Origin of the sequence: Flavobacterium sp. PL02, assembly GCF_035013205.1 — a bacterium.
In the GTDB taxonomy this organism is placed as follows: domain Bacteria; phylum Bacteroidota; class Bacteroidia; order Flavobacteriales; family Flavobacteriaceae; genus Flavobacterium.
This window is the reverse complement of the sequence record NZ_JAYGJP010000003.1, coordinates 440,360-460,304: the sequence shown is the minus strand read 5'-3', so window position 1 is coordinate 460,304 and position 19,945 is coordinate 440,360. Positions and strand designations below refer to the sequence as shown.

At 33.6% G+C, this 19,945-nt stretch carries 16 protein-coding genes; 10 read left to right on the top strand and 6 right to left on the bottom strand.

The genetic code is table 11. The features are described from left to right. Positions 1 to 15 precede the first annotated feature (15 nt). The 3 genes from SHI72_RS12945 (at position 16) to SHI72_RS12935 (ending at position 5,212) form a co-directional block, all read left to right on the top strand. The gene (locus SHI72_RS12945; protein ID WP_323490190.1) at positions 16 to 1,968 is read left to right on the top strand and encodes a PKD domain-containing protein; all 1,953 of its coding nucleotides are present in this window, start codon (positions 16 to 18) and stop codon (positions 1,966 to 1,968) included. 191 nt (positions 1,969 to 2,159) lie between these two features. Then, positions 2,160 to 4,823: a CHAT domain-containing protein gene (locus tag SHI72_RS12940; protein WP_323490189.1), complete on the top strand. Its 2,664-nt coding sequence runs from the start codon at positions 2,160 to 2,162 to the stop codon at positions 4,821 to 4,823. After that, on the top strand, positions 4,775 to 5,212 hold the full coding sequence (locus tag SHI72_RS12935; RefSeq protein ID WP_039113700.1) for a retropepsin-like aspartic protease: 438 nt from the start codon (positions 4,775 to 4,777) through the stop codon (positions 5,210 to 5,212). The genes SHI72_RS12940 and SHI72_RS12935 overlap by 49 nt, the downstream gene beginning before the upstream one ends. Before the next feature lie 138 nt (positions 5,213 to 5,350). Here SHI72_RS12935 and SHI72_RS12930 read toward each other — a convergent pair whose 3' ends face one another. Then, positions 5,351 to 6,319, bottom strand: a complete 969-nt coding sequence (locus tag SHI72_RS12930) for a C1 family peptidase (RefSeq protein ID WP_323490188.1) — start codon at positions 6,317 to 6,319, stop codon at positions 5,351 to 5,353. A 198-nt stretch (positions 6,320 to 6,517) separates the two neighbouring features. On the opposite strand from SHI72_RS12930, the gene SHI72_RS12925 reads away from it, so the two are divergent. Both SHI72_RS12925 and SHI72_RS12920 read left to right on the top strand, forming a co-directional pair. Beyond that, entirely contained in the window at positions 6,518 to 7,354 is an 837-nt protein-coding gene (locus SHI72_RS12925; RefSeq protein ID WP_131450922.1) for a hypothetical protein, read from the top strand. Between the two features lie 107 nt (positions 7,355 to 7,461). After that, positions 7,462 to 8,979 (top strand): T9SS type A sorting domain-containing protein, encoded by a 1,518-nt coding sequence (locus tag SHI72_RS12920; protein ID WP_323490187.1) that lies wholly within the window; start codon positions 7,462 to 7,464, stop codon positions 8,977 to 8,979. 74 nt (positions 8,980 to 9,053) lie between these two features. Here SHI72_RS12920 and odhB read toward each other — a convergent pair whose 3' ends face one another. From odhB to SHI72_RS12905, 3 genes are read right to left on the bottom strand one after another with little or no spacing between them, the layout of a single operon-like run. Continuing rightward, positions 9,054 to 10,283 carry a 2-oxoglutarate dehydrogenase complex dihydrolipoyllysine-residue succinyltransferase gene (odhB, locus tag SHI72_RS12915; protein ID WP_323490186.1) on the bottom strand — a complete coding sequence of 410 codons (1,230 nt, stop codon included), beginning with the start codon at positions 10,281 to 10,283 and terminating at the stop codon, positions 9,054 to 9,056. A 23-nt stretch (positions 10,284 to 10,306) separates the two neighbouring features. Beyond that, entirely contained in the window at positions 10,307 to 10,879 is a 573-nt protein-coding gene (locus SHI72_RS12910; RefSeq protein ID WP_052249924.1) for a hypothetical protein, read from the bottom strand. Between the two features lie 15 nt (positions 10,880 to 10,894). Then, on the bottom strand, positions 10,895 to 13,666 hold the full coding sequence (locus SHI72_RS12905; RefSeq protein WP_323490185.1) for a 2-oxoglutarate dehydrogenase E1 component: 2,772 nt from the start codon (positions 13,664 to 13,666) through the stop codon (positions 10,895 to 10,897). Positions 13,667 to 13,781: 115 nt separating this feature from the next. Here SHI72_RS12905 and SHI72_RS12900 point away from each other — a divergent pair, with 115 nt between their 5' ends. After that, positions 13,782 to 14,333 (top strand): hypothetical protein, encoded by a 552-nt coding sequence (locus SHI72_RS12900; protein ID WP_039113694.1) that lies wholly within the window; start codon positions 13,782 to 13,784, stop codon positions 14,331 to 14,333. Between the two features lie 439 nt (positions 14,334 to 14,772). Further along, the gene (locus tag SHI72_RS12895; protein WP_323490184.1) at positions 14,773 to 15,573 is read left to right on the top strand and encodes a T9SS type A sorting domain-containing protein; all 801 of its coding nucleotides are present in this window, start codon (positions 14,773 to 14,775) and stop codon (positions 15,571 to 15,573) included. Positions 15,574 to 15,672: 99 nt separating this feature from the next. On the opposite strand, the gene SHI72_RS12890 is transcribed toward SHI72_RS12895, so the two are convergent. Both SHI72_RS12890 and SHI72_RS12885 read right to left on the bottom strand, forming a co-directional pair. Beyond that, positions 15,673 to 16,026 carry a hypothetical protein gene (locus SHI72_RS12890; RefSeq protein WP_039113850.1) on the bottom strand — a complete coding sequence of 118 codons (354 nt, stop codon included), beginning with the start codon at positions 16,024 to 16,026 and terminating at the stop codon, positions 15,673 to 15,675. 158 nt (positions 16,027 to 16,184) lie between these two features. Next, positions 16,185 to 17,159: a polyprenyl synthetase family protein gene (locus tag SHI72_RS12885; protein WP_323490183.1), complete on the bottom strand. Its 975-nt coding sequence runs from the start codon at positions 17,157 to 17,159 to the stop codon at positions 16,185 to 16,187. Positions 17,160 to 17,371: 212 nt separating this feature from the next. Here SHI72_RS12885 and SHI72_RS12880 point away from each other — a divergent pair, with 212 nt between their 5' ends. Genes SHI72_RS12880 through SHI72_RS12870 form a run of 3 tightly spaced genes read left to right on the top strand, consistent with a single transcriptional unit; the run spans position 17,372 to position 19,939 of the window. Beyond that, entirely contained in the window at positions 17,372 to 17,893 is a 522-nt protein-coding gene (locus SHI72_RS12880) for a YceI family protein (protein WP_039117030.1), read from the top strand. A 51-nt stretch (positions 17,894 to 17,944) separates the two neighbouring features. Beyond that, positions 17,945 to 18,544 carry a TetR/AcrR family transcriptional regulator gene (locus tag SHI72_RS12875; RefSeq protein WP_323490182.1) on the top strand — a complete coding sequence of 200 codons (600 nt, stop codon included), beginning with the start codon at positions 17,945 to 17,947 and terminating at the stop codon, positions 18,542 to 18,544. Between the two features lie 24 nt (positions 18,545 to 18,568). Further along, complete coding sequence (locus tag SHI72_RS12870) at positions 18,569 to 19,939, top strand: TolC family protein (protein ID WP_039113687.1); 1,371 nt, start codon at positions 18,569 to 18,571, stop codon at positions 19,937 to 19,939. Positions 19,940 to 19,945: the final 6 nt, after the last annotated feature.

Below are 19,945 nucleotides of genomic sequence, written 5' to 3'. Positions count from 1 at the left end.
TAAAAAACTCTAGTTATGAAACCACTATCCTCTATCTTCTTTCTTCTTTTATCTATATACTCTTTCTCACAAACCAAAGTAAAAGATACTATAACCCGAAGAGCCACTATTGGTTACACTCAAAACGGAAATCTGGTAAGTTTCAAACCCGAAACCCCACCATTGATTCCTATTGCCGGAGCACCAAAGCCTAGCTATTCTTATTTATGGGAACTTGGTGATGGACATTACTCTAAAGCTGCCGAACCCAAACACGTTTACAAAAACAAAGGAACATATACCACAAAACTTGCGGTAACCAACAATTACGATAACGGAAAACCACCCGCAACACGACCTAAAAAAGTTGCCATAAATGATATTACCGATACTAACTACAAAGACATTGCCTCGATAGCAGACCAAAACGGATTTGCAATCCTAAAAAATTGTGACCCAATACCCGATCAGGAAATGGTAGTTGTAGTAAGTTATCAAAATCTGGAAAACTATGTTTCCAGCGGAAAACTCTATCTTTTTTACAACGAGAAACAATTTAAAGACAATAATTTCCAACTGGTCGATTTTAGAACTTATGCAAACGAACGCGAAGTAAAAGAAAACACCGTAGCTTCCGTCAATGATCTTGATGATACCAAAACCTATTTGGCTTCGACCGAAAACAGCATTAGAACCAAAAAATACCGAAATACAACCACTGAAGAAGATCTCGATGCATCATTATTAGAAGCAAATAAAACCTATCATAATGTTTCGGTTCTGGAATTTGACGATGCCAACCCGAGTGAAACCCGAAATGTATTTTACACTTTCAAAACTACTCCCGAAATGATTAAGGATACCAGCGCAACCGTAACCATGCGCGGAATTTTCGTTCCTAACCGAAGCTATAAGAACCATAAAATAAAAAATCTGGAAATGGAAATCGTAACTTCTCACGATCCAAACAAGATGGGCTCTAACGGAAGTTTTATGAATTACAGATTAGTGCGTTTTAAGAGAGTCAATTTTAAGACCCGTTTCCAAAATAACGGCGAAGGTCCAGCCAGAATGATCCGACTCGAAACTGATATTCCTGATATGTTCGACAAAAAAACATTTCAGATAGAAGATATGTACCCAAAATGCCCGATTTGTCCCAAAGACGAAGTCCCAACCACAAGCTGTTTAGATACAATTATCAAAAAAAATCAAATCTTCTTTACTTTCAAGAATATTTATTTACCCGGAAGTGAACAAAAAAATGTAAAAGAAAAAGATAGTACCAAAGGTTTTGTTAAATATTCTATGAAGTTTGGCGATGACTTTCATAAAGTAAAAACCCGAAGTCGAACTGCCATAATATTCGATAAGAACGAACCCATTATTACCAATTATGCCACTACCCGATTCTTGCCCGGAATATCTATTGGCGCAAAAGCAGGTTATAATCTATATCCCGATTTAGATAAATCGACGAGTTACTTTGTAGGTGCAACCATTTCGCCTTTTAAATCCTATCGGTTTTACTGGCAAGCCGAATGGCTCAATGCAATAAACAAATACGAAAGCGGTTTAACAACAAGAGAAGGAACTGGGGTAAGTCCAAATGGAGTAAAACAATTTCAGCGTATGACAACAAGTATCGAAAACAAAAACGTCAACTGGGAAGTTCCCGTTCTTATTCGTTATAACATCAATAATTACATTGGGATTGGTGCGGGTTTACAAGCCAATATTAATGTTTCGCAAGAGCAAACTCAAACTATAAAAATAGAAACTTTTGAGGGTGGAACTGATCAATACTTATTGGACACCAAAACGGAATCAAACACAGTTAAAAACTCATTTGCCGATTTTAAAACTGGTCTTTTATTCGACCTAACGGCTGGTTTTGCCCGAATTGGTCCGAGTTTAGGTGTGCGTTATGTGATAAACTTTGAACAGAATTTTAATTATTTCCAGTTTTATGGAATTTGGAGGTTTTAATTATTAGCTATTACGCAAAGTTACACAGAGAATTTTCGCAGAGATACGCGAAAAAGGTTTACCACGAATGGCACGGTTATTCTACCATATAAGTGATATAAGTACATTTAAGCTAAATCAATATATGCACAAAAGTTATATGACCTTAAATAACTTACATGGTTAATTCTAGCCTACAATACTTAACTAATATGAAATTAACTCTCTTATATATTTTAATTTTCTTCTTTACAGGTCTGAATGTTTTCGGGCAGCGTCAGGAAGACAAAATATATCTTGCAATTGATTCTTTTATAGCGCATCCTTCTGCGAAAGCATTACAAAATCTAACAAGTACAGAAACTTCATTCTGGAAAAACCCAAATCCAAAATCCAAAGACGAATTATTGGCAATCGTGGTTTTAAACTGCAACAAAGCCTATTATGAAAATCAGTTCGGACAATCAGAAAAAGCAATTACTAGTTACGAAAAAGCTTGGCAGATTTACGAGAAAAACAAACTGAAAGATTATGACATTATCGAATATTGTCTGAAACCTTTAGGCAATTTATATACCATTTTGGGCGATTATGACAGTGCCGAAAATATCATAAAACAATACTTTTTTATTGTAAATACATCCAAGAATTATCCCGAAGCACAGAAACAAAAGTTTGCAGCAATTCTTAATTTATCCAATGTTTACCTCAGTTCTGGCAAAAGTGCATCGGCAATAGATTTACTCGAAAGTACCTTAAAGACCGAGAAATTATCTAATACTCAAAAAGGAATTTTATACAATAATCTAGGGAATAGTTATTTATTGAGTTCAGTAGGGAATTTGATGCGACCTGAAATTTATGATAAGGCCGAAAATGCTTTTAAATTGGTTGAAAATTATCTCAAAAATGAGAAAGGTCAATCAGAAACTTTATCCAATTCTTATCGAAATCTGGCAACGCTCAATCGTCAAAGATACCAATTTGGAGTTGCGGATTCCTATTTAGAAAAGGCTGAAAAGCTGTTTTTTAAAACTCCAAATCAACAGCCACGAAAAGTAGCAAAACTCTATTATGAAAAAGCTTTATTGCTTTTTGACGAAGGAAGATATGATGAAAATTCAAAACAGATTTTGGCAATTTTCAAAATCTTAATTCCTAATTACAATTCAAAAAATACTCTTCCAAAACAAAATCAATTGTATGCCGAAACAGTTTTAATCGATGTTTTAGATTTGCAGGCGGAACTATTTCTTAAACAAAACCATCCTAAAGAAGCACTTGAAGCATTCCGGCTTTCTTCTCATATCGAAGATTTATTAATGAATGGCCTGATTTATGAAAATTCGAAGATTATTACCCAAATCAGAGCCCGAAATCGTACCGAAAAATGTCTTTTGATTTATGATCGATTGTATAAAGAAGAAAGCAAAATACAGTATTTAAACGAAGCTTTTCAATTGGCTGAAAAAACCAAGTCTGGAATTTTAAAAAATTATCGTTCGAATATTGAAAGCGCTTCTGCGAAAGAAAAACAAATCATACAACAATTTCAAAATGCAAATAACACTATTATAAAAGAGCAGCAAAAAGGAGATTTAGCTAATATTTCAAAAATAAATCAGCTTATAAAAGAACAAAATGAACTGATGCTTTCGCTAAAAAAAATACAATCTGAAAACCCACATTATATTCCTGAAAATTGTGATTTAAAAGAGTTGCTTTCAAAATTAGAGAAAGACAAAACTGTAATGGTTTATTATTTTACAGGAAATGAAAATTTGTTTTATTTCACTTTACAAAACAAGAGAATCAGTTTTAGTCATATTTATACCGCACATAAAGCTATGCTTGAAATTGTAAAATTTGTCAATTATTTCAACACTGCTGAAGCCATTACAAATGACATTTCGGGATATAATTATTATGGGGAAAAAGTTTATAATTTATTGAAATTACCTTCAAATGTAATCTATAAAAACCTCATTATTGTTCCCGACGGAATCTTGAATTTCCTACCTTTTGAAGCCTTGATTACTCAGAAATCGAATACAACCAATTTTGCCAAAATGCACTATTTGCTAAATGATTTTAAGATTGCCTATACTACTTCGGCTAATTTTTATATCAATGCAAAACCTATTTCAAATTCAGCAAAAACAGTTTTAGGAGTTTTCCCTGTTTTCGAAAAAACAGTGTATGAATTAAGTTATTCCAAGAAAGAGTTACAATCAATACAAAGTAATTTTCAAGGGAAGTTTCTTGAGAATGCTGATGCTACTTTTGCCAACTTTAAAAACAATGCTTCCCAATACTCTATTTTGCATTTAAGTACACACGCTTCTTCGGGTGATGTCGAAACTCCTGCAAGTATCAAATTCTACGATCAGGAAATCTTGTATTCCGAATTGTATAATCTTACCCTAAATCCTGATTTAGTAGTTTTAAGTGCCTGCGAAACAGGAATTGGAAAATTATATAAAGGCGAAGGTGCCATGAGCATCGCAAGAGGTTTTCAGTTTGCGGGCGCACAAAACTTGTTGTTTTCGTTATGGAAAGTAAATGATTATACCACATCAGTTTTCATGGCTGACTTTTATAAAAACATCAAAAATAACATTCCGTATTTTGAAGCCAATACCAATGCCAAACTTGATTTTTTAAATAACAAATCTATTCCTAATGCCAAGAAATCTCCTTATTACTGGAGTTCTTTTGTATATTATGGTTCAATTTCTCCCGAAGAAAAATCAACGAATTATATACTTTACATCATTAGTTTATTGGCTGTAATTGGTTTATTTTTGATATTCAATCACTACCAAAAATGGAAAACCTTCACGAAGTTCTCAAAAAAGAGAAATACAAAAAAATAAAATTCAAAGTTACCAAAACACAACACCTTTTAATAAAAGCCAAAATCAATGGTATTTCTGGGAATTTTATATTAGATACTGGAGCTTCTAATACTTGTGTAGGTTTTGAGAGCATAGAACGTTTTGCATTGGGTGCCGAAGCTTCAAAAACTAAAGCTGCCGGAGCTGGAGCTACAGGAATGCTTACCCAAACTGCGTCTAACAATATATTACAAATTGGTTCTTGGAAAGATTCGGATTTTGCTTTGGTAATTTTTGATCTTTCGCACGTAAACGAAGCTTTACGACAATACAAAGCAAGACCTGTGCATGGTATTATTGGAGCCGATGTTTTGCTTCAGGGCAAAGCGATTATCGACTATTACAATCATTATGTATATCTGCAATAAAAAAACGAACACGAATTTCACTAATTGTCACTAATTTGTTCGTGAAATTAATTTCACAAACTAAGTTAACCATTTAAGATTTGTGTAAATTCGTGAAATTCGTGTTCAAGATTATTTATAAAACAGTAGTATTAAAGCCTAAGAATTTGCTGCTGGATTAGGAATAATACATCCTGCCCAATTAAAGGCTCCATTGGCAATATTATTATAAGTTACATAAAAGAAACCGCTGCGTCCCCAGCCTGCACCCCAGGAATTTTGTACTTTAAAAAGTTGGGTAGCATCATCATATCCTACAATACATACGCAGTGTCCACCTTGTCTGCTTCCGTAAAGATTAGACCAAACGTGGTTGTTATTACGGATATCATAAAAACTCTGATTTACATCAAAACATACTGCAACGGCATAATTCTGATTAAGATAATATTTAATATCTGCAGCACTTCTCGGGTTTACATTAAACCATCCGCCTGATTTTCTCGCCGATGCCCAATTTCTTTGTTGGGTTGATGGCACTGTATAACAACCTCCCGCAACATAAGGCATCTGAAACTCGGCACATTCTCCTTGGTTTTTTATTAAATTCATTGCATCATTAGGATAAGAACCTGCGCCACAATTACCCAATTTTATTTGGTTATAAACATAAGCTGCACTTCTAGATGCGTTATACCAATTACTCTGATGCACGGTGTTATTAAGATATCTTGCAATACTATGTGCTGCATAACCTACACCCCAACCTACGCAAGATCCTTCACTCCCCTGATCTCCAACTGGTGGAGTTGGTAAATTTTTGCTAGCAGCAATTTTAGCCGTTAAAGTCGATTTTTGAGTTTCTGAAACTAAATCTGGTCGTAACTGAGCAATTTTTAAACGATAATCGTTTGGTGTTAAAAACTGAATATTCTTTAAATATTCATCAGGCATTGGAGCAAGTCCGTATCTTCCTTTATCAAGAAGATTGACATCTCCGTCCATTAATTTTTCCTGAACGTCGCTCTCTACTTGATCATTACCTTTTTCGCAAGAATAAAAAGCTAGCAAGGCAAAAGACAAAAGAGCCATTTTTTTAATCGAAAATTTAATAAGTGGTTTTTTCATGGTTTTGTTGTTTTAGTTATTAATTATTTCGTACAGCAATTATTTACGAATTTATCAGTATTTTTAGCACAACATTAACATTAACAGACTCATAACTCCAACTTATCTTACGCATAACTATACCTTGAGTATTCCTACTAACATGAATTGAATTTAATTATCGAAGAAAAAATGTCAATTATTAAACAACATTCGCATATGGAAATCATAATAGACAAATTAGTAGAAGGCATAAAATCCCATCCTATTATACAAAACAGTACTTTATCTGGCGTTAAAGAATGGAAAAGGGCTCATTATATTATTCTATCGGAAATAATATCTGATTGCTTAGAAAAATCTGAATTCATGCAAGGCTCTAAGAGAAATGAACTTGGATGCTCTATCTCGAGTGCCACATTGCAAAGAATTTTCACAAACGACTCATCACAAACTAAAAAATCTGATTTGCGTTTCTTAAAAAGTTTAGATAAACTGGCTATTTTTATTGGCCATCCTTCTTTAAATAGTTTTCTAAATTGTGAAGCTACAGAGTATAATAAATCATCGGAACCTGAAAACAAAAACGAACCTATCTCTTTTTTTGAATCATTGATTGCTAATTATTGTCAGGAAGAATTTAATTGTTTGAAAGAATTACCCGAAATTAATATTTCGAACTTATCAAATTACGTCTTTGCAGAAAGCCCTTTCGCAAAAAGAATTAAGGATCTTTTCGAAAATTATTCGAGATTAAATTATCATTTAAACTGTATAGATAATCGATCTAATTTTGAAATTTTCGATTTTAAAGTCTCTAGTATTACTGAAGATATTGCCATTCTAACCGTAAAAGAGTTTTGGAATTTAGAGTGGAAAGACGAAAACGATGCCATATCGATTGTTCTTAATAAGGTAAACAGGCAGACTTATTTTATAAAAAAAAGGGAGGACGTTTGGAAAATATGGGATAACTACAATCCCGATTATAATGAACTATCTACAAGGATACACTCGGCTATAGAAAATCAACATATAAAAAAAGCTATCCTTTAACAAAGTAAGCTCATTGCTTTTCACAAATCACATCATTATAAATACATATTTTATTAAATTTCAGTTTTTTAAGTATATTTGTTGGTAATTTTAACAAACCGATACGTATGAAAAAAACTTTACTCTATCTATTCTTTTTACTTACATCGTTTAATTTCTATGCCCAAAGTGTAGTTAGTCCTATTGTGCGCTGTAATGGAGATTCATTCTTTGATTTAACTATTAAAAAAGATGAATTACTTGGAGACTTCAATTCTGCCGAAACTACAATAAGCTACCATCTTAGTAAAGACGATGCTACAAACGACATTAATGCAATTCCAAATCCGACTTCGTTTGTGAGTACAGTACAATCTTATAGTATTTATGCCCGAATTAATAATAAAGGAAATATTACTTTAAAATTTTTCCGTTTAAATGTTAGCCCCCCTCTAGCCGTAGATGCTACGATTAGGTATTCGGGATGTTACACGCCAATAGTCCTTATAAATGCTACAGGAGGTGTACCTCCATTTCAATATTCAATGGACGGAACTAATTACCAAAAAGAGAACTTTTTTTACAATAAAAAACCAGGAACTCATACAATATATACCAAAGACTCTTATAACTGCACCGCTTCATCGACTGTAACTGTACAAGATATAACTATTCCCCCTTTGGAGGCGATGACAGTAAGTACCATGATTAGATGTAATGGTGATAGCAACGCAGAAATAATATCAATTGTATCTGGAGGAACTCCTCCATATAAATGTTTTGTTGAAGAGAAATCAGATACTTTTGTGACAGTAAATGAAAACCGGTACACTATTCATAATATGCCTGCAGGCATGTACAGGGTAGTTATTGAAGATGCTATGAGATGTGCTGTAATAAAGCATATAGAAATTCAGGAACCTAAAGCACTTAGGGCTACTGCTGTAATTACTGACCAAACAATAACGGTTAATGCAACTGGCGGAGTTAATCAATACACGTATGCCATCTCACCTACTTTATATAAATTCACAGAAAATAATACCTTTACAAACCTGGAGCCTGGCACTTACGAAATACTTGTAAGAGATTCTTATAATTGTACTTTTAGCTTTGTCTCTACAATTAACCCACCTGCACCTCTATTTGAGGGCAAAAAAGTAATTACCTTAAATCTTACTGCTGGACAAACTCTTGCTGATATTAATGTTTCTGGTAGCGGTATTAAATGGTATAGTAATGCAACTTCGCCATCAGGAAAGACTAAAAAGTTAAACGAAGCTTTTTTACCGTTATCAACTGTATTAGTAGATAACACTACTTATTATGCTTCTCAAACTATTAATGGTATTGAAAGTAAAGAAAGACTAGCGGTAACTGTAAAACTAAATACGTTATCAAATCCTGACTTTGTACTTGGCAATTTTAAGTATCATCCTAATCCTGTAAAGAACGTATTAAGCATCGAAAACTCTTCGGTAATTGACGAAGTAACTCTTTTTTCTGTTGGTGGAATCATCATCTTGGATAAAAAAATAAATAATTTACACTCAAATCTTGATTTATCAAATGTAGCAACAGGAATTTATTTCCTTAAAGTGAAGTCTGAAGGTCGCGAAAAAACGATAAAGATTGTAAAAGAATAAAAGATATCAATGAGCATAAAAAAAGCCGTCATTTAATAAAAAATGACGGCTTTTCAATTGAAAATTATTATAAACTATAACTCTAATGCTTTCTTAGGATTGTTATCCATCAATAATTCAAGTGGGTTTTCTAATGCTTCTTTAATAGCAACTAGGAATCCTACTGACTCACGACCATCGATGATTCTGTGGTCATAAGAAAGTGCCACGTACATCATTGGGTGAATTTCTACTTTACCATTTACAGCAATCGGACGCTCAATAATGTTGTGCATTCCTAAGATTCCTGATTGTGGTGGATTGATGATTGGTGTACTTAACATACTTCCGAAAACTCCTCCGTTTGTAATTGTAAATGTACCACCTGTCATATCATCAACTGTAATCTGTCCGTCACGCGCTTTAATAGCCAATCTTTTGATTTCTGCTTCTACACCACGGAAAGTCAAATTCTCTGCGTTACGAACCACAGGAACCATTAATCCTTTTGGTCCAGATACTGCAATTGAGATATCACAGAAATCATAAGCTACTTTATAGTCACCATCCATCATAGAGTTTACGTCTGGATATAATGCTAAAGCTCTTGTTACTGCTTTTGTAAAGAATGACATGTATCCTAAACCTACACCTGCGTGTTTAGCTTTGAATGCATCTTTGTATTCATTACGTAAGTTGTTTATTGGTGTCATATTAACTTCATTGAATGTAGTTAACATAGCTGTTTCGTTTTTAGCTGCTACTAATCTTTCTGCTACTTTACGACGTAACATTGAAAGTTTTGTACGCTCTGAACCACGGTTTCCTCCTGTTGGAGTTCCCATAGAAGGTACTGCATTTAAAGCATCTTCTTTGGTGATTCTTCCATCTTTACCTGTTCCTGAAACTGTAGATGGTGTTATGTTTTTTTCGTCTAATATTTTTCTTGCTGCTGGAGATGGTGTTCCAGATGCATAAGATGCAGTTGGTGCCGGAGCTGCTTTTGGCGCTTCTGCTTTAACTTCAGCTTTCGGTGCTTCTGCCTTTGGAGCTTCAGCTGCTGCTGGAGCTGCTCCAGATGGTTTTGCTGCGCTAGTATCAATTAAGCAAACTACTGCTCCTACTGCTACTGCGTCTCCTTCTTCTGCTTTTAGTGTGATTGTTCCACTAGCTTCTGCCGGTAATTCAAGAGTTGCTTTATCAGAATCAACTTCAGCAATAGCTTGATCTTTTTCTACATAATCTCCGTCTTTTACTAACCAAGTTGCAATTTCAACTTCTTTTATTGATTCCCCTGGTGATGGGACTTTCATTTCTAAAATCATCTTTTTATAATTTTATATATTAACTAATTATTGTAGTACATTTCTGGAAGCACTTGAACAAACTCTTCCCCTTTTACTTTTAACTTATTGTATTTTTCTGTCGATTTCTTAATTATACTTTCATACTCTTTTTTGGCCTCTTCCAAATCTTCATTACTGATAGTATATTCTTTATTTTTCAGTATCGATTCAAGTATATTTTTTTTCTTTCTTTCAAATTTCTTAGGAGTTTTATAATGCTCCGGATTTGTATCAAAAGGAACCAGTCTGACAGCTGCTTTAATTGCCCCCATTTTCGGTTCTGAATCAACTATATATACTTTACCTGATTCAAGTTCTGCTTCAATAAAACTTGTATTTTCTGACCTTGCCCAAAATACATGCTTTCCTGGATCACACTCATATATTAAATAACTTCCATGATTAAACTTACCCAAAAACTTATCTCCGTCAAAATATTTAAAATTAATTAAAAACCCAACAGAAGATGATCTTACGAAATAAACCAAAGCTTTTCCTTCACTTGGTTTTTTAAGCTCTTGTGAATAATTAACTACCGAAAATAAAAGAACTACAAACAGAAATATTTTTTTCATAAAGTTTACTCCTTATTATCTGAATAGATTTTTATCGAAAACCATTCTGATTGCATCTGCATGACGACGTTTTGCACGTGTGTAACTTCCTGATGCTGGTGCAGCGTATGCTTTTAATGATGCTAATCTCCATTTTACAAGGTCAAAGTTCATTAACATAAAGCTATAAGCTCCCATGTTTTTAGGCTCTTCTTGTGCCCAAACATAATCATCGGCGTTAGGATATTGTGCAATAATCGCTTTTATTTGCTCTACCGGGAACGGGAACAATTGTTCGATTCTTACTACTGCAACATCATTGCGTCCGTTATTTTCTCTTTCGGCAACTATATCATAGTAGAATTTACCTGTAACAAAAACTAATGTTTTTACTTCTTTTTTGTTTACTGTATTATCATCTATTGTTTCTTGGAAACTTCCGCTTGCTAGATCTTCAACAGTCGATACACATCTTGGGTCACGCAATAAACTTTTTGGAGAGAAAACTACCAAAGGTTTACGGAATGTTGTTTTCATTTGTCTTCTCAATAAGTGGAAGAAGTTAGCTGGCGTTGTACAATCGGCAACATACATATTTTGTCTTGCACAAAGTTGCAGGTAACGCTCCATTCTTGCTGAAGAGTGCTCTGCTCCTTGTCCTTCGTATCCGTGTGGTAATAATAAAACGATACCATTTTGGTTGTTCCATTTATCTTCTCCACATGAGATATACTGGTCAATCATGATTTGTGCTCCATTTGAGAAATCTCCAAATTGTGCTTCCCAAATAGTCAATGCATTAGGATTAGCCAAAGCATATCCGTAATCAAATCCTAAAACTCCGTATTCTGATAATAGGGAATTGAAAACTCCGAATTTTCCTTTTTTGTTCTCGATAGCATTCAATAGAATTACTTCTTCTTCTGAATCTTCTACTTTTACTACTGCGTGACGGTGTGAGAATGTACCACGCTCTACGTCTTGCCCAGAAATACGAACATCAAATCCTTCTGTTAAAAGTGAACCATAAGCTAATGCTTCTGCTGTTCCCCAATCAATCGTATTGTTGTCGTAACCTGTTTTTCTATCAGTAACAATTTTAGTTATCTTGTTGATGAACTTTTTGTCTGATGGTAAAGTTGAGATTGTTTTTATGATAGAATCTAATCCTGCTTTAGCAAAAGAGGTATCAAATTTATTCAACATCACAACATCTGTAACTTGCTCGAATCCTTTCCATTCATTTTGCATAAATGGTGTAATGATTGTCAAATCTTTTTTACGAGATGCTTCAAGGTTTACCTCCATTGTCGATTTGTATTCTTTCTCTAACCCATTTACATAAGTAGCATCGATAATACCTTCTGACAATAATTTTTGCGCATAAATATCTCTTGGATTTTCATGCTTAGCAATGATTTTATATAAAACTGGTTGTGTAAAACGAGGTTCGTCACCTTCGTTATGACCGTATTTTCTGTATCCTAATAAATCGATAAATACATCACGACCAAATTCCATTCTGTAATCTAATGCAAATGAAACGGCATGAACTACAGCTTCTGCATCGTCTGCATTTACGTGTAATACTGGCGAAAGTGTAACTTTGGCAACATCTGTACAATAAGTAGATGAACGTGCATCAAGGTAATTTGTTGTAAAACCAACTTGGTTGTTAATTACGATATGTATTGTTCCCCCAGTTTTGTAACCGTCTAATTGTGCCATTTGTATAATCTCGTACAAGATACCTTGTCCTGCAATTGCAGCATCACCGTGAACGGCGATAGGTAATACTTTTGAGAAATCGTCAGCGTAATATTTATCTTGTTTTGCTCTGGTAATTCCTTCAATAACTGCTCCAACAGTCTCTAAGTGAGATGGGTTTGGCGCTAGGTTGATATTGATGTTTTTTCCAGTTCTTGTTTTTTTGTCGGCAGTAAGTCCTAAGTGGTATTTTACGTCACCATCAAAGTATTCTTGATCGTAATCTTTACCATCAAATTCTCCGAAGATGTCTTGTGTTGATTTGCCAAAGATATTTGCCAAAACATTAAGACGTCCACGGTGAGCCATACCCATTACAAATTGCTCTACACCTTTTTCGGCTGCTTTTTCGATCAAAGCATCTAGAGCCGGGATGATTGATTCTCCTCCTTCTAGTGAGAATCTTTTTTGTCCAACATATTTGGTATGCAAGAAGTTCTCGAAAGAAACTGCTTGGTTTAATTTATTTAAGATTACCTTTTTCTCATCTGTAGAGAAATTAGGCTGGTTGTCATTTACTCCAAGTTTGTCCTGAATCCATTTTACAACATTTGGGTTACGAATATACATATACTCTACCCCAATATGCTGACAATAAATTGCCTGAAGACGTTTCACAATATCTTGCAATGAGCAAGGTGGAACACCAATTACTTTGGCAGCATCAAAAACAGTCGAAAGATCTGCTGATGTAAGTCCAAAATTTTCGATGTCTAAAGTTGGTGATGATGTTCTACGATCTCTTACTGGGTTTGTTTTAGTAAACAAATGACCACGAGAACGGTATCCGTCAATCAATTTTAATACGTTGAATTCTTTTTGTAATTTTTCAGATACCAAACTACAATCGGTGTTGTTAGCTGCGAATTCAACAATTTGCTGAACTGGTGCCTCGTCGTTGTAAGTTGTCATTCCAAAATCGAAACCTTGGAAAAAACTTCTCCAGCTTGGCTCTACGCTATCTGGGTTTTGTGTATATTGGTCGTACAATTGTGCGAAAAACTCTGTATGCGCAGCATTTAAAAATGAAAACCTATCCATAATATTTGTGAATATACTTTTTGTTAAATAGAATGGCAAAAGTACAATAATCGAATTTATTTAAATCTTTTTTTTACGTACTTTTACGTAAAAATTTGTTAAAATCCGCTTAACTATGAAGAAAAATCATTTTTCAATCGTTTTCAAATCATTTTTTATGATTTTGGCCCTAATATTTTCAAGTGGCATGATGGCGCAGCAGAAATATTATATTCCGCAAAAGCAAAATGATTTTTGGAGCAATGTACAATTTGGAGGTGGAGTCGGATTAAGTTTTGGATCTGGATATACCGACATTTCGTTATTACCGAGTATGATTTACAATGTTAATCCAATTGTATCAGTTGGTGTAGGTCTACAATTTGGTTATGTGGCTTCTAAAAATGAATATTCTTCTTTTCTTTATGGTGGAAGCCTTATCGGATTAATAAATCCAATTCCCGAAATACAACTTTCGGCAGAACTAGAGCAAATTAATGTAAATACTGATTATAAATATATTGGCGGGCCAAGTTTTAGTGATAACTTCTGGAACACTGCCCTATTTCTTGGTGCTGGTTACCGAACTGGAAACGTAACCATAGGAATACGTTATGATGTATTGCATGACGACAACAAGAGCATTTACGGAGAAGCTTTTATGCCATTTGTGAGAGTTTACTTTTAGAAGAAGGAGCAAAGGCTCAGAGTTGCAAAGGTTTTATCCAAGACTGCAAGGAACTTTCTTTCGAAATTTCACAAAGTACCACACGGTTAAAATAAAATAGAATTAAAAAACGAAAGGAATAACAAACTTTGTTTCTTCGTTACTTTTCCCTTTGAACCTTTGTCGCTTTGAACCTCTGTTCCTCTATTCCTTTGAACCTTCCCCTTACCCTTTTTTAAACCTTAATAAAACTACTGCATTGTTTACGCAATGGCAGCAAATTCACTTTTTTCATGCGTTGCAAAATACCTTTTATTCTTTTTTACTAAATACCCAAAATCGAAAGTAAAAAATGTAAATCTGAAAGGGCAAATTAGGATTAAAATTTATGTTTGTGCATAATGATTGTATAAAAAACGATTATTTACACAAAAATATTTTTAACGCAACATTTCTTATTATGAAAAAAAAATTACTCTTTTTAATGGTTACTACATTATACTCAGTAACTTATGTTAATGCCCAAAAAGTTTGGGATTTCACTAATGTTACGCCAATTTGGCCAACTAGCACAGCAGGCTACACGACAAACACGATCAAGGATAATTTAGGAATATATCCAGGAGTCACTATTACAGCAACACCAATAGGCGGAATTATTCCTTCGAATTTGACTTTTACAGATGGATTTAGCGGATTACGTTACTTTAGAATGGGTCAGGCATCGGTTTTTTCTAATAATCGACCAACAGAACGTTATTTATATTTTGCTACTACTGGTGCAGGAACTATAAAAATATGGTTTGCGAGCGGTGGTGGTGGTAACCGTACTATTAAGGTTACTGATGGTACTACTGAAATAAGCAGCGCAAGTTCAGCCAACTCAACAACTCCTTCAATACTCGAAGCTCAGTACACTCAGACAAGTGGAAATATTTATATTTATACTGGTACAGGCACGGGTGTTAATATCTACAAAATTGAAATTACTGGTACAACTGGTACGACACAATTAATGAGTTCTCTTGGAATAAATGATTTTGAAGCAAACTCATCTACAAATATTTATTCTGACGGAAAAGAAGTTTTTATATCTAATGTAACATCAAGCACAAAAGTTGACATTTATAGTATAACAGGCGCTTTGATTAAATCATTAAAAACAGAAACTAATACTTCTTTTGCATTAGATTCAGGCATCTATATTGCAAAAGTAAAAACGTCTGAGGGTGAAAAATCAGTTAAAATAGCGGTAAAATAAATTCATCTCAATATATAAAAAAGAGCGTAATCATAATTTGATTACGCTCTTTTTTTATCTTTTACTATACAAGAAATCAAACTTGTTATAGCTAGAAATCTATTTATAAAAATTCCTAAACCAGACCTTCTGCCATTCTCTTTTTAAGATTAGAAAAGAAACTTGTTCGGCAAGAATTACTAAATCTGATCCATCTAGTTTTTTTATTTCAGCTTCAGAAACATCAATTATATAAAGTAGGTTCAAATACTCGGCAAACTTATACTGAATCATTCGGTATATTTTTTCGTGCAATTGAATTTTAAGCTCATCGGGAGAAATACTCAGAGGAAAATCAATTCCTTCATTTGCTAAATTGAAATCTTTATTAATTTGTTCGATTAAATTAAGATACAAAGCTTCTTTCTCTGCTTCCTGAAGTAGTAAATCTGCATTTTGTGGGGCTACAAACATTTGATTTAGGATTGTTGATTTATGATTAGTGATTTCAGAATTGAAAGATTTAATGATTGAAAAATTCAAAAATCTAAACCAGAATCTGAATTAAAATAAAAAACCTGATTACTAAAAACTAAAACTGGTTACTGTACACTGCAACTGATTACAGAATACTAAACCTTTCTTCCCATTAAGTTTTCGCCAAAAGTGCGTAATGACAATTTCTTTTCGTCGCTAATATCCATTTTATCTAATGTCTTAAAAGCTTCGAGTGTGTACATTTCGATTGCATCTTGCGTTTCTTTTGAAGCACCAGAATTGTTAAATATATCCTTTACTATTTCTATTTTATCTGTACTATCTTCAGGTTGTGTAGTAAATAAATCTTTTAGCTGTTTTGCTTTTTCATCATCTGAATGAGCCAATGCTTTTAGATATAAATAGGTTTTCTTGTTTTCGATAATATCTCCTCCCACTTGTTTTCCAAAAGTTTCCGGATCTCCAAATGCATCTAAATAATCATCTTGTAACTGGAAAGCCAAACCTAATTGTAATCCGAAGTCATATATTAAATTAGCATTTTCATCAGAAGTTTTTGCTACAATTGCTCCCATTTTCATAGCTGCTGCAACTAAAACTGCTGTTTTATACTCGATCATTTTTAGATACTCGGGAATTGTAACGTCGTTTCTTTGTTCAAAATCAACATCCCATTGTTGCCCTTCGCAAACTTCTAAAGCTGTTTTACTAAAAAGCTTCGCTAGTTCTCTAAAAGTATTCGGTTCATATCTTTCAAAGTACTGATATGCCAAAATAAGCATAGCATCTCCAGAAAGGATTCCCGTATTAAGATCCCATTTTTCATGAACAGTTTCTTGCCCTCTTCGTAAAGGAGCATCATCCATGATATCGTCATGTACTAATGAAAAATTATGAAAAATCTCAACTGCCATAGCAGCCGGAAGCGCTTCATTGTAAGAAACATCAAAAACTTCGGCAGTCATTAAAGTCAATACTGGACGCATTCTTTTTCCTCCAAGACTAACAATATATTCAATTGGCTCGTATAGGTTTTTAGGCTCTTTGCTTATGGTTTGTTTCTCCAGATAATCGACAAAGAATTCCTGGTATTGATATATGGCATGCATAAAAGTAATTTTCGGCTAATTTACGGCATTAAGCCTGCAATGCAAACTCCATTTCTTAATGAAATGTTAAATAATCAAAAATACTTTGGAAACTATTTTGGTGTTTAGAGTTTCCAATATACATTTGCATCGAAATTTAACAATAATTACAATGATCAATTTCCGCGTAATCCTGTTAGATACTAATTATTAATAAAACAATATTTAACATTATGAGAACACACTGGACAATTGATTCTAGCCAATCTGATGTTTTAATCAAAATGAGACATTCAATTCTGGCTTACTTAGGCGGCTCTATTAATCAGTTTCAAGGTCATGTAGACCTGAAGAATGATGAGATAGAAGATGCAACTATAGAATTTTCTTTGGATGTAAATAATAGGGAAGCTAAACTAGAGCAAATAAATACGTACTTAAAACTTAATGATTTTTTTGATGTAAATAAGTACCCTACAATAAGTTTTAAATCGACTTCTTTTCAGAAAGTAAACAAAAACATCAATTTTCTTAAAGGTGATTTAACAATAAAAGATGTTACAAAAACAGTAGAGCTTGATGTAGAACTAGTGGAAACTGACTATTACGATGGCAACAAAAAAGTTTCTTTTGAACTTACTGGCGATATAAACCGTAAAGATTTTGGATTAGCTTATAATTCATTCAATCAAAGCAGCGGCTTAGCAACTGGACAGGACATTAAACTTGTAGCCAATTTAGAATTTACCATCTAAGACTTACATCAAAATAGAAGTTTTTAAAAATTACAGATTAGAAGAAACAAAATGAGAGATAAAATTATATCAAAAGCGAGTGACTTATTCTTAAAATTAGGTTTTAAAAGTGTCACTATGGATGATATCGCAGGCGAAATGTGTATTTCTAAAAAAACAATTTATAAATATTTTTGCAATAAGGAGGTATTGATTAAAGAAAGTACTTCATCTGTTCACCAGAAAGTTCATGAAATCATAGATTCTATTGTTGTTAAAAACCATAATGCCATTCAGGAGAATTTTGAAATAAGAGAAATGTTTAAAAACATGTTTCAGTCTTCTATTGATACTTCTCCTATATATCAACTAAAAAAACACTATCCCGAAATCTACACCAATTTGATGAGATATGAGATAGATCAATGCAGTCAGTATTTTAGAGATAATATCACTAAGGGAATCGAACAGAAATTATATCGTGAGGATATTAATGTAGACATTTATGTGAAGTTTTATTACACTTTAATTTTTCATATAAACGAAACTACAAGTTCTGAGAAAGAAGCGCAGTATGCAGAATTACAAGCTTTAGAATACCACACGAGAGCCATGGCCACTCTCGCAGGAATTATAGAGTTAGAAAAACAATTACAAAGAATAACCCACTAATCATCAATCCATAATCTATAATCCATGAAAAGAATAATGATTCTCTTCGTCTTGGCTTTTGCAATAACCGCAAACGCGCAAGACAAAAATAATAGCAATCTGGCTAAGCAAGGCGGACAGACCTTGACCTTAAAAGATGCTATTTCTTATGCGCTACAAAATAAAGCTGATGCAAAGAAAGCTAAGTTACAAGTAGAAAATAGTGAATACAAAATACAAGAAGTAAGATCTAGAGCATTACCGCAAATTTCGGCTAACGGAAATTTAACTTACAATCCTGTAATACAAACTACAGTTATTGATGGTGCCGGTTTTGGGCAGCCAGGGACTTCTATTCAAGCGGCTTTTGGTCAAAAATGGACTTCGACTGCTGGTATTTCTTTAACTCAAAACATATTTGATCAAGCTGTATTTACAGGTTTAAGAGCCGCAAAAAGCACTCGCGAATTTTATCAAATCAATGAGCAACTAACGGAAGAGGATGTAATCGAAAAGGTTGCAAATAATTACTACGAAGTATATGTACAACGTTTAAACTTAACCGTTTTAGATAGTAATTATGTAAATACAGAGAAGGTAAAAAACATTATTCAAGGACAATTTGACAATGGTTTAGCTAAAAAAATTGACCTTAATCGAGTTCTTGTAAAACTATCAAACATTAGTACGCAACGCCAACAAGTTATTAATAGAGTAGCATTGCAGGAAAACGCATTAAAATTTTACATGGGAATGCCTGTAGAAACTCAAATTGTAATTCCTAATACTGAATTTGAAATCACGCTTCAACCATTATCTGAAGCTCCAAATGTTGAGAATTTAAGTCAATATTTACTTTTGAAAAAACAAGAGCAATTATTGGTTTTCCAAAAGAAAGCGGTTCAAGCTGAGTTTTACCCAACTCTTTCTTTAAGTGCAGGATACAATTATATCGGTCAGGGTCCAGAAGTGCCTTGGTTTAATAAACCATCTTCTGGTGTGTACTGGTCAGATTTCTCGGCTATTGGTTTAAACTTAAGAGTGCCAATCTTTACTGGTTTTGGTACACGTGCCAAAGTTCGTCAGGCTGATGTTGCTATTCGCTCTTTACAAGAAGACATAAAAGACACAAAACTTTCGCTTGATATTGCTTACAGCAATGCAACGATTCAAATGGAAAACAGTCTTGTAACGATTAAAAACCAAAAGGAAAACAGAGAGCTTGCTCAACAAGTATTGCAAAATACCAAAAACAATTATCTACAAGGTTTGGCTTCATTAAACGATTTATTAGATGTTGAAAATGCGTATATCGAAGCGGAAAACAATTACTCTTCGGCAATACTAGGATATAAAATAGCAGAAATTCAAGTAATCAAATCAAAAGGCCAACTAAAATCACTTATAAATAACTAAAAACAA

Coding starts and splice junctions, on each gene's coding strand:
- SHI72_RS12880 (WP_039117030.1), top strand. CDS start 17,372: ATGAGAACACACTGGACAATTGATTCTAGCCAATCTGATGTTTTAATC.
- SHI72_RS12875 (WP_323490182.1), top strand. CDS start 17,945: ATGAGAGATAAAATTATATCAAAAGCGAGTGACTTATTCTTAAAATTA.
- SHI72_RS12940 (WP_323490189.1), top strand. CDS start 2,160: ATGAAATTAACTCTCTTATATATTTTAATTTTCTTCTTTACAGGTCTG.
- SHI72_RS12900 (WP_039113694.1), top strand. CDS start 13,782: ATGAAGAAAAATCATTTTTCAATCGTTTTCAAATCATTTTTTATGATT.
- odhB (WP_323490186.1), bottom strand. CDS start 10,283: ATGATTTTAGAAATGAAAGTCCCATCACCAGGGGAATCAATAAAAGAA.
- SHI72_RS12920 (WP_323490187.1), top strand. CDS start 7,462: ATGAAAAAAACTTTACTCTATCTATTCTTTTTACTTACATCGTTTAAT.
- SHI72_RS12935 (WP_039113700.1), top strand. CDS start 4,775: ATGGAAAACCTTCACGAAGTTCTCAAAAAAGAGAAATACAAAAAAATA.
- SHI72_RS12945 (WP_323490190.1), top strand. CDS start 16: ATGAAACCACTATCCTCTATCTTCTTTCTTCTTTTATCTATATACTCT.
- SHI72_RS12910 (WP_052249924.1), bottom strand. CDS start 10,879: ATGAAAAAAATATTTCTGTTTGTAGTTCTTTTATTTTCGGTAGTTAAT.
- SHI72_RS12890 (WP_039113850.1), bottom strand. CDS start 16,026: ATGTTTGTAGCCCCACAAAATGCAGATTTACTACTTCAGGAAGCAGAG.
- SHI72_RS12905 (WP_323490185.1), bottom strand. CDS start 13,666: ATGGATAGGTTTTCATTTTTAAATGCTGCGCATACAGAGTTTTTCGCA.
- SHI72_RS12895 (WP_323490184.1), top strand. CDS start 14,773: ATGAAAAAAAAATTACTCTTTTTAATGGTTACTACATTATACTCAGTA.
- SHI72_RS12885 (WP_323490183.1), bottom strand. CDS start 17,159: ATGCATGCCATATATCAATACCAGGAATTCTTTGTCGATTATCTGGAG.
- SHI72_RS12925 (WP_131450922.1), top strand. CDS start 6,518: ATGGAAATCATAATAGACAAATTAGTAGAAGGCATAAAATCCCATCCT.
- SHI72_RS12870 (WP_039113687.1), top strand. CDS start 18,569: ATGAAAAGAATAATGATTCTCTTCGTCTTGGCTTTTGCAATAACCGCA.
- SHI72_RS12930 (WP_323490188.1), bottom strand. CDS start 6,319: ATGAAAAAACCACTTATTAAATTTTCGATTAAAAAAATGGCTCTTTTG.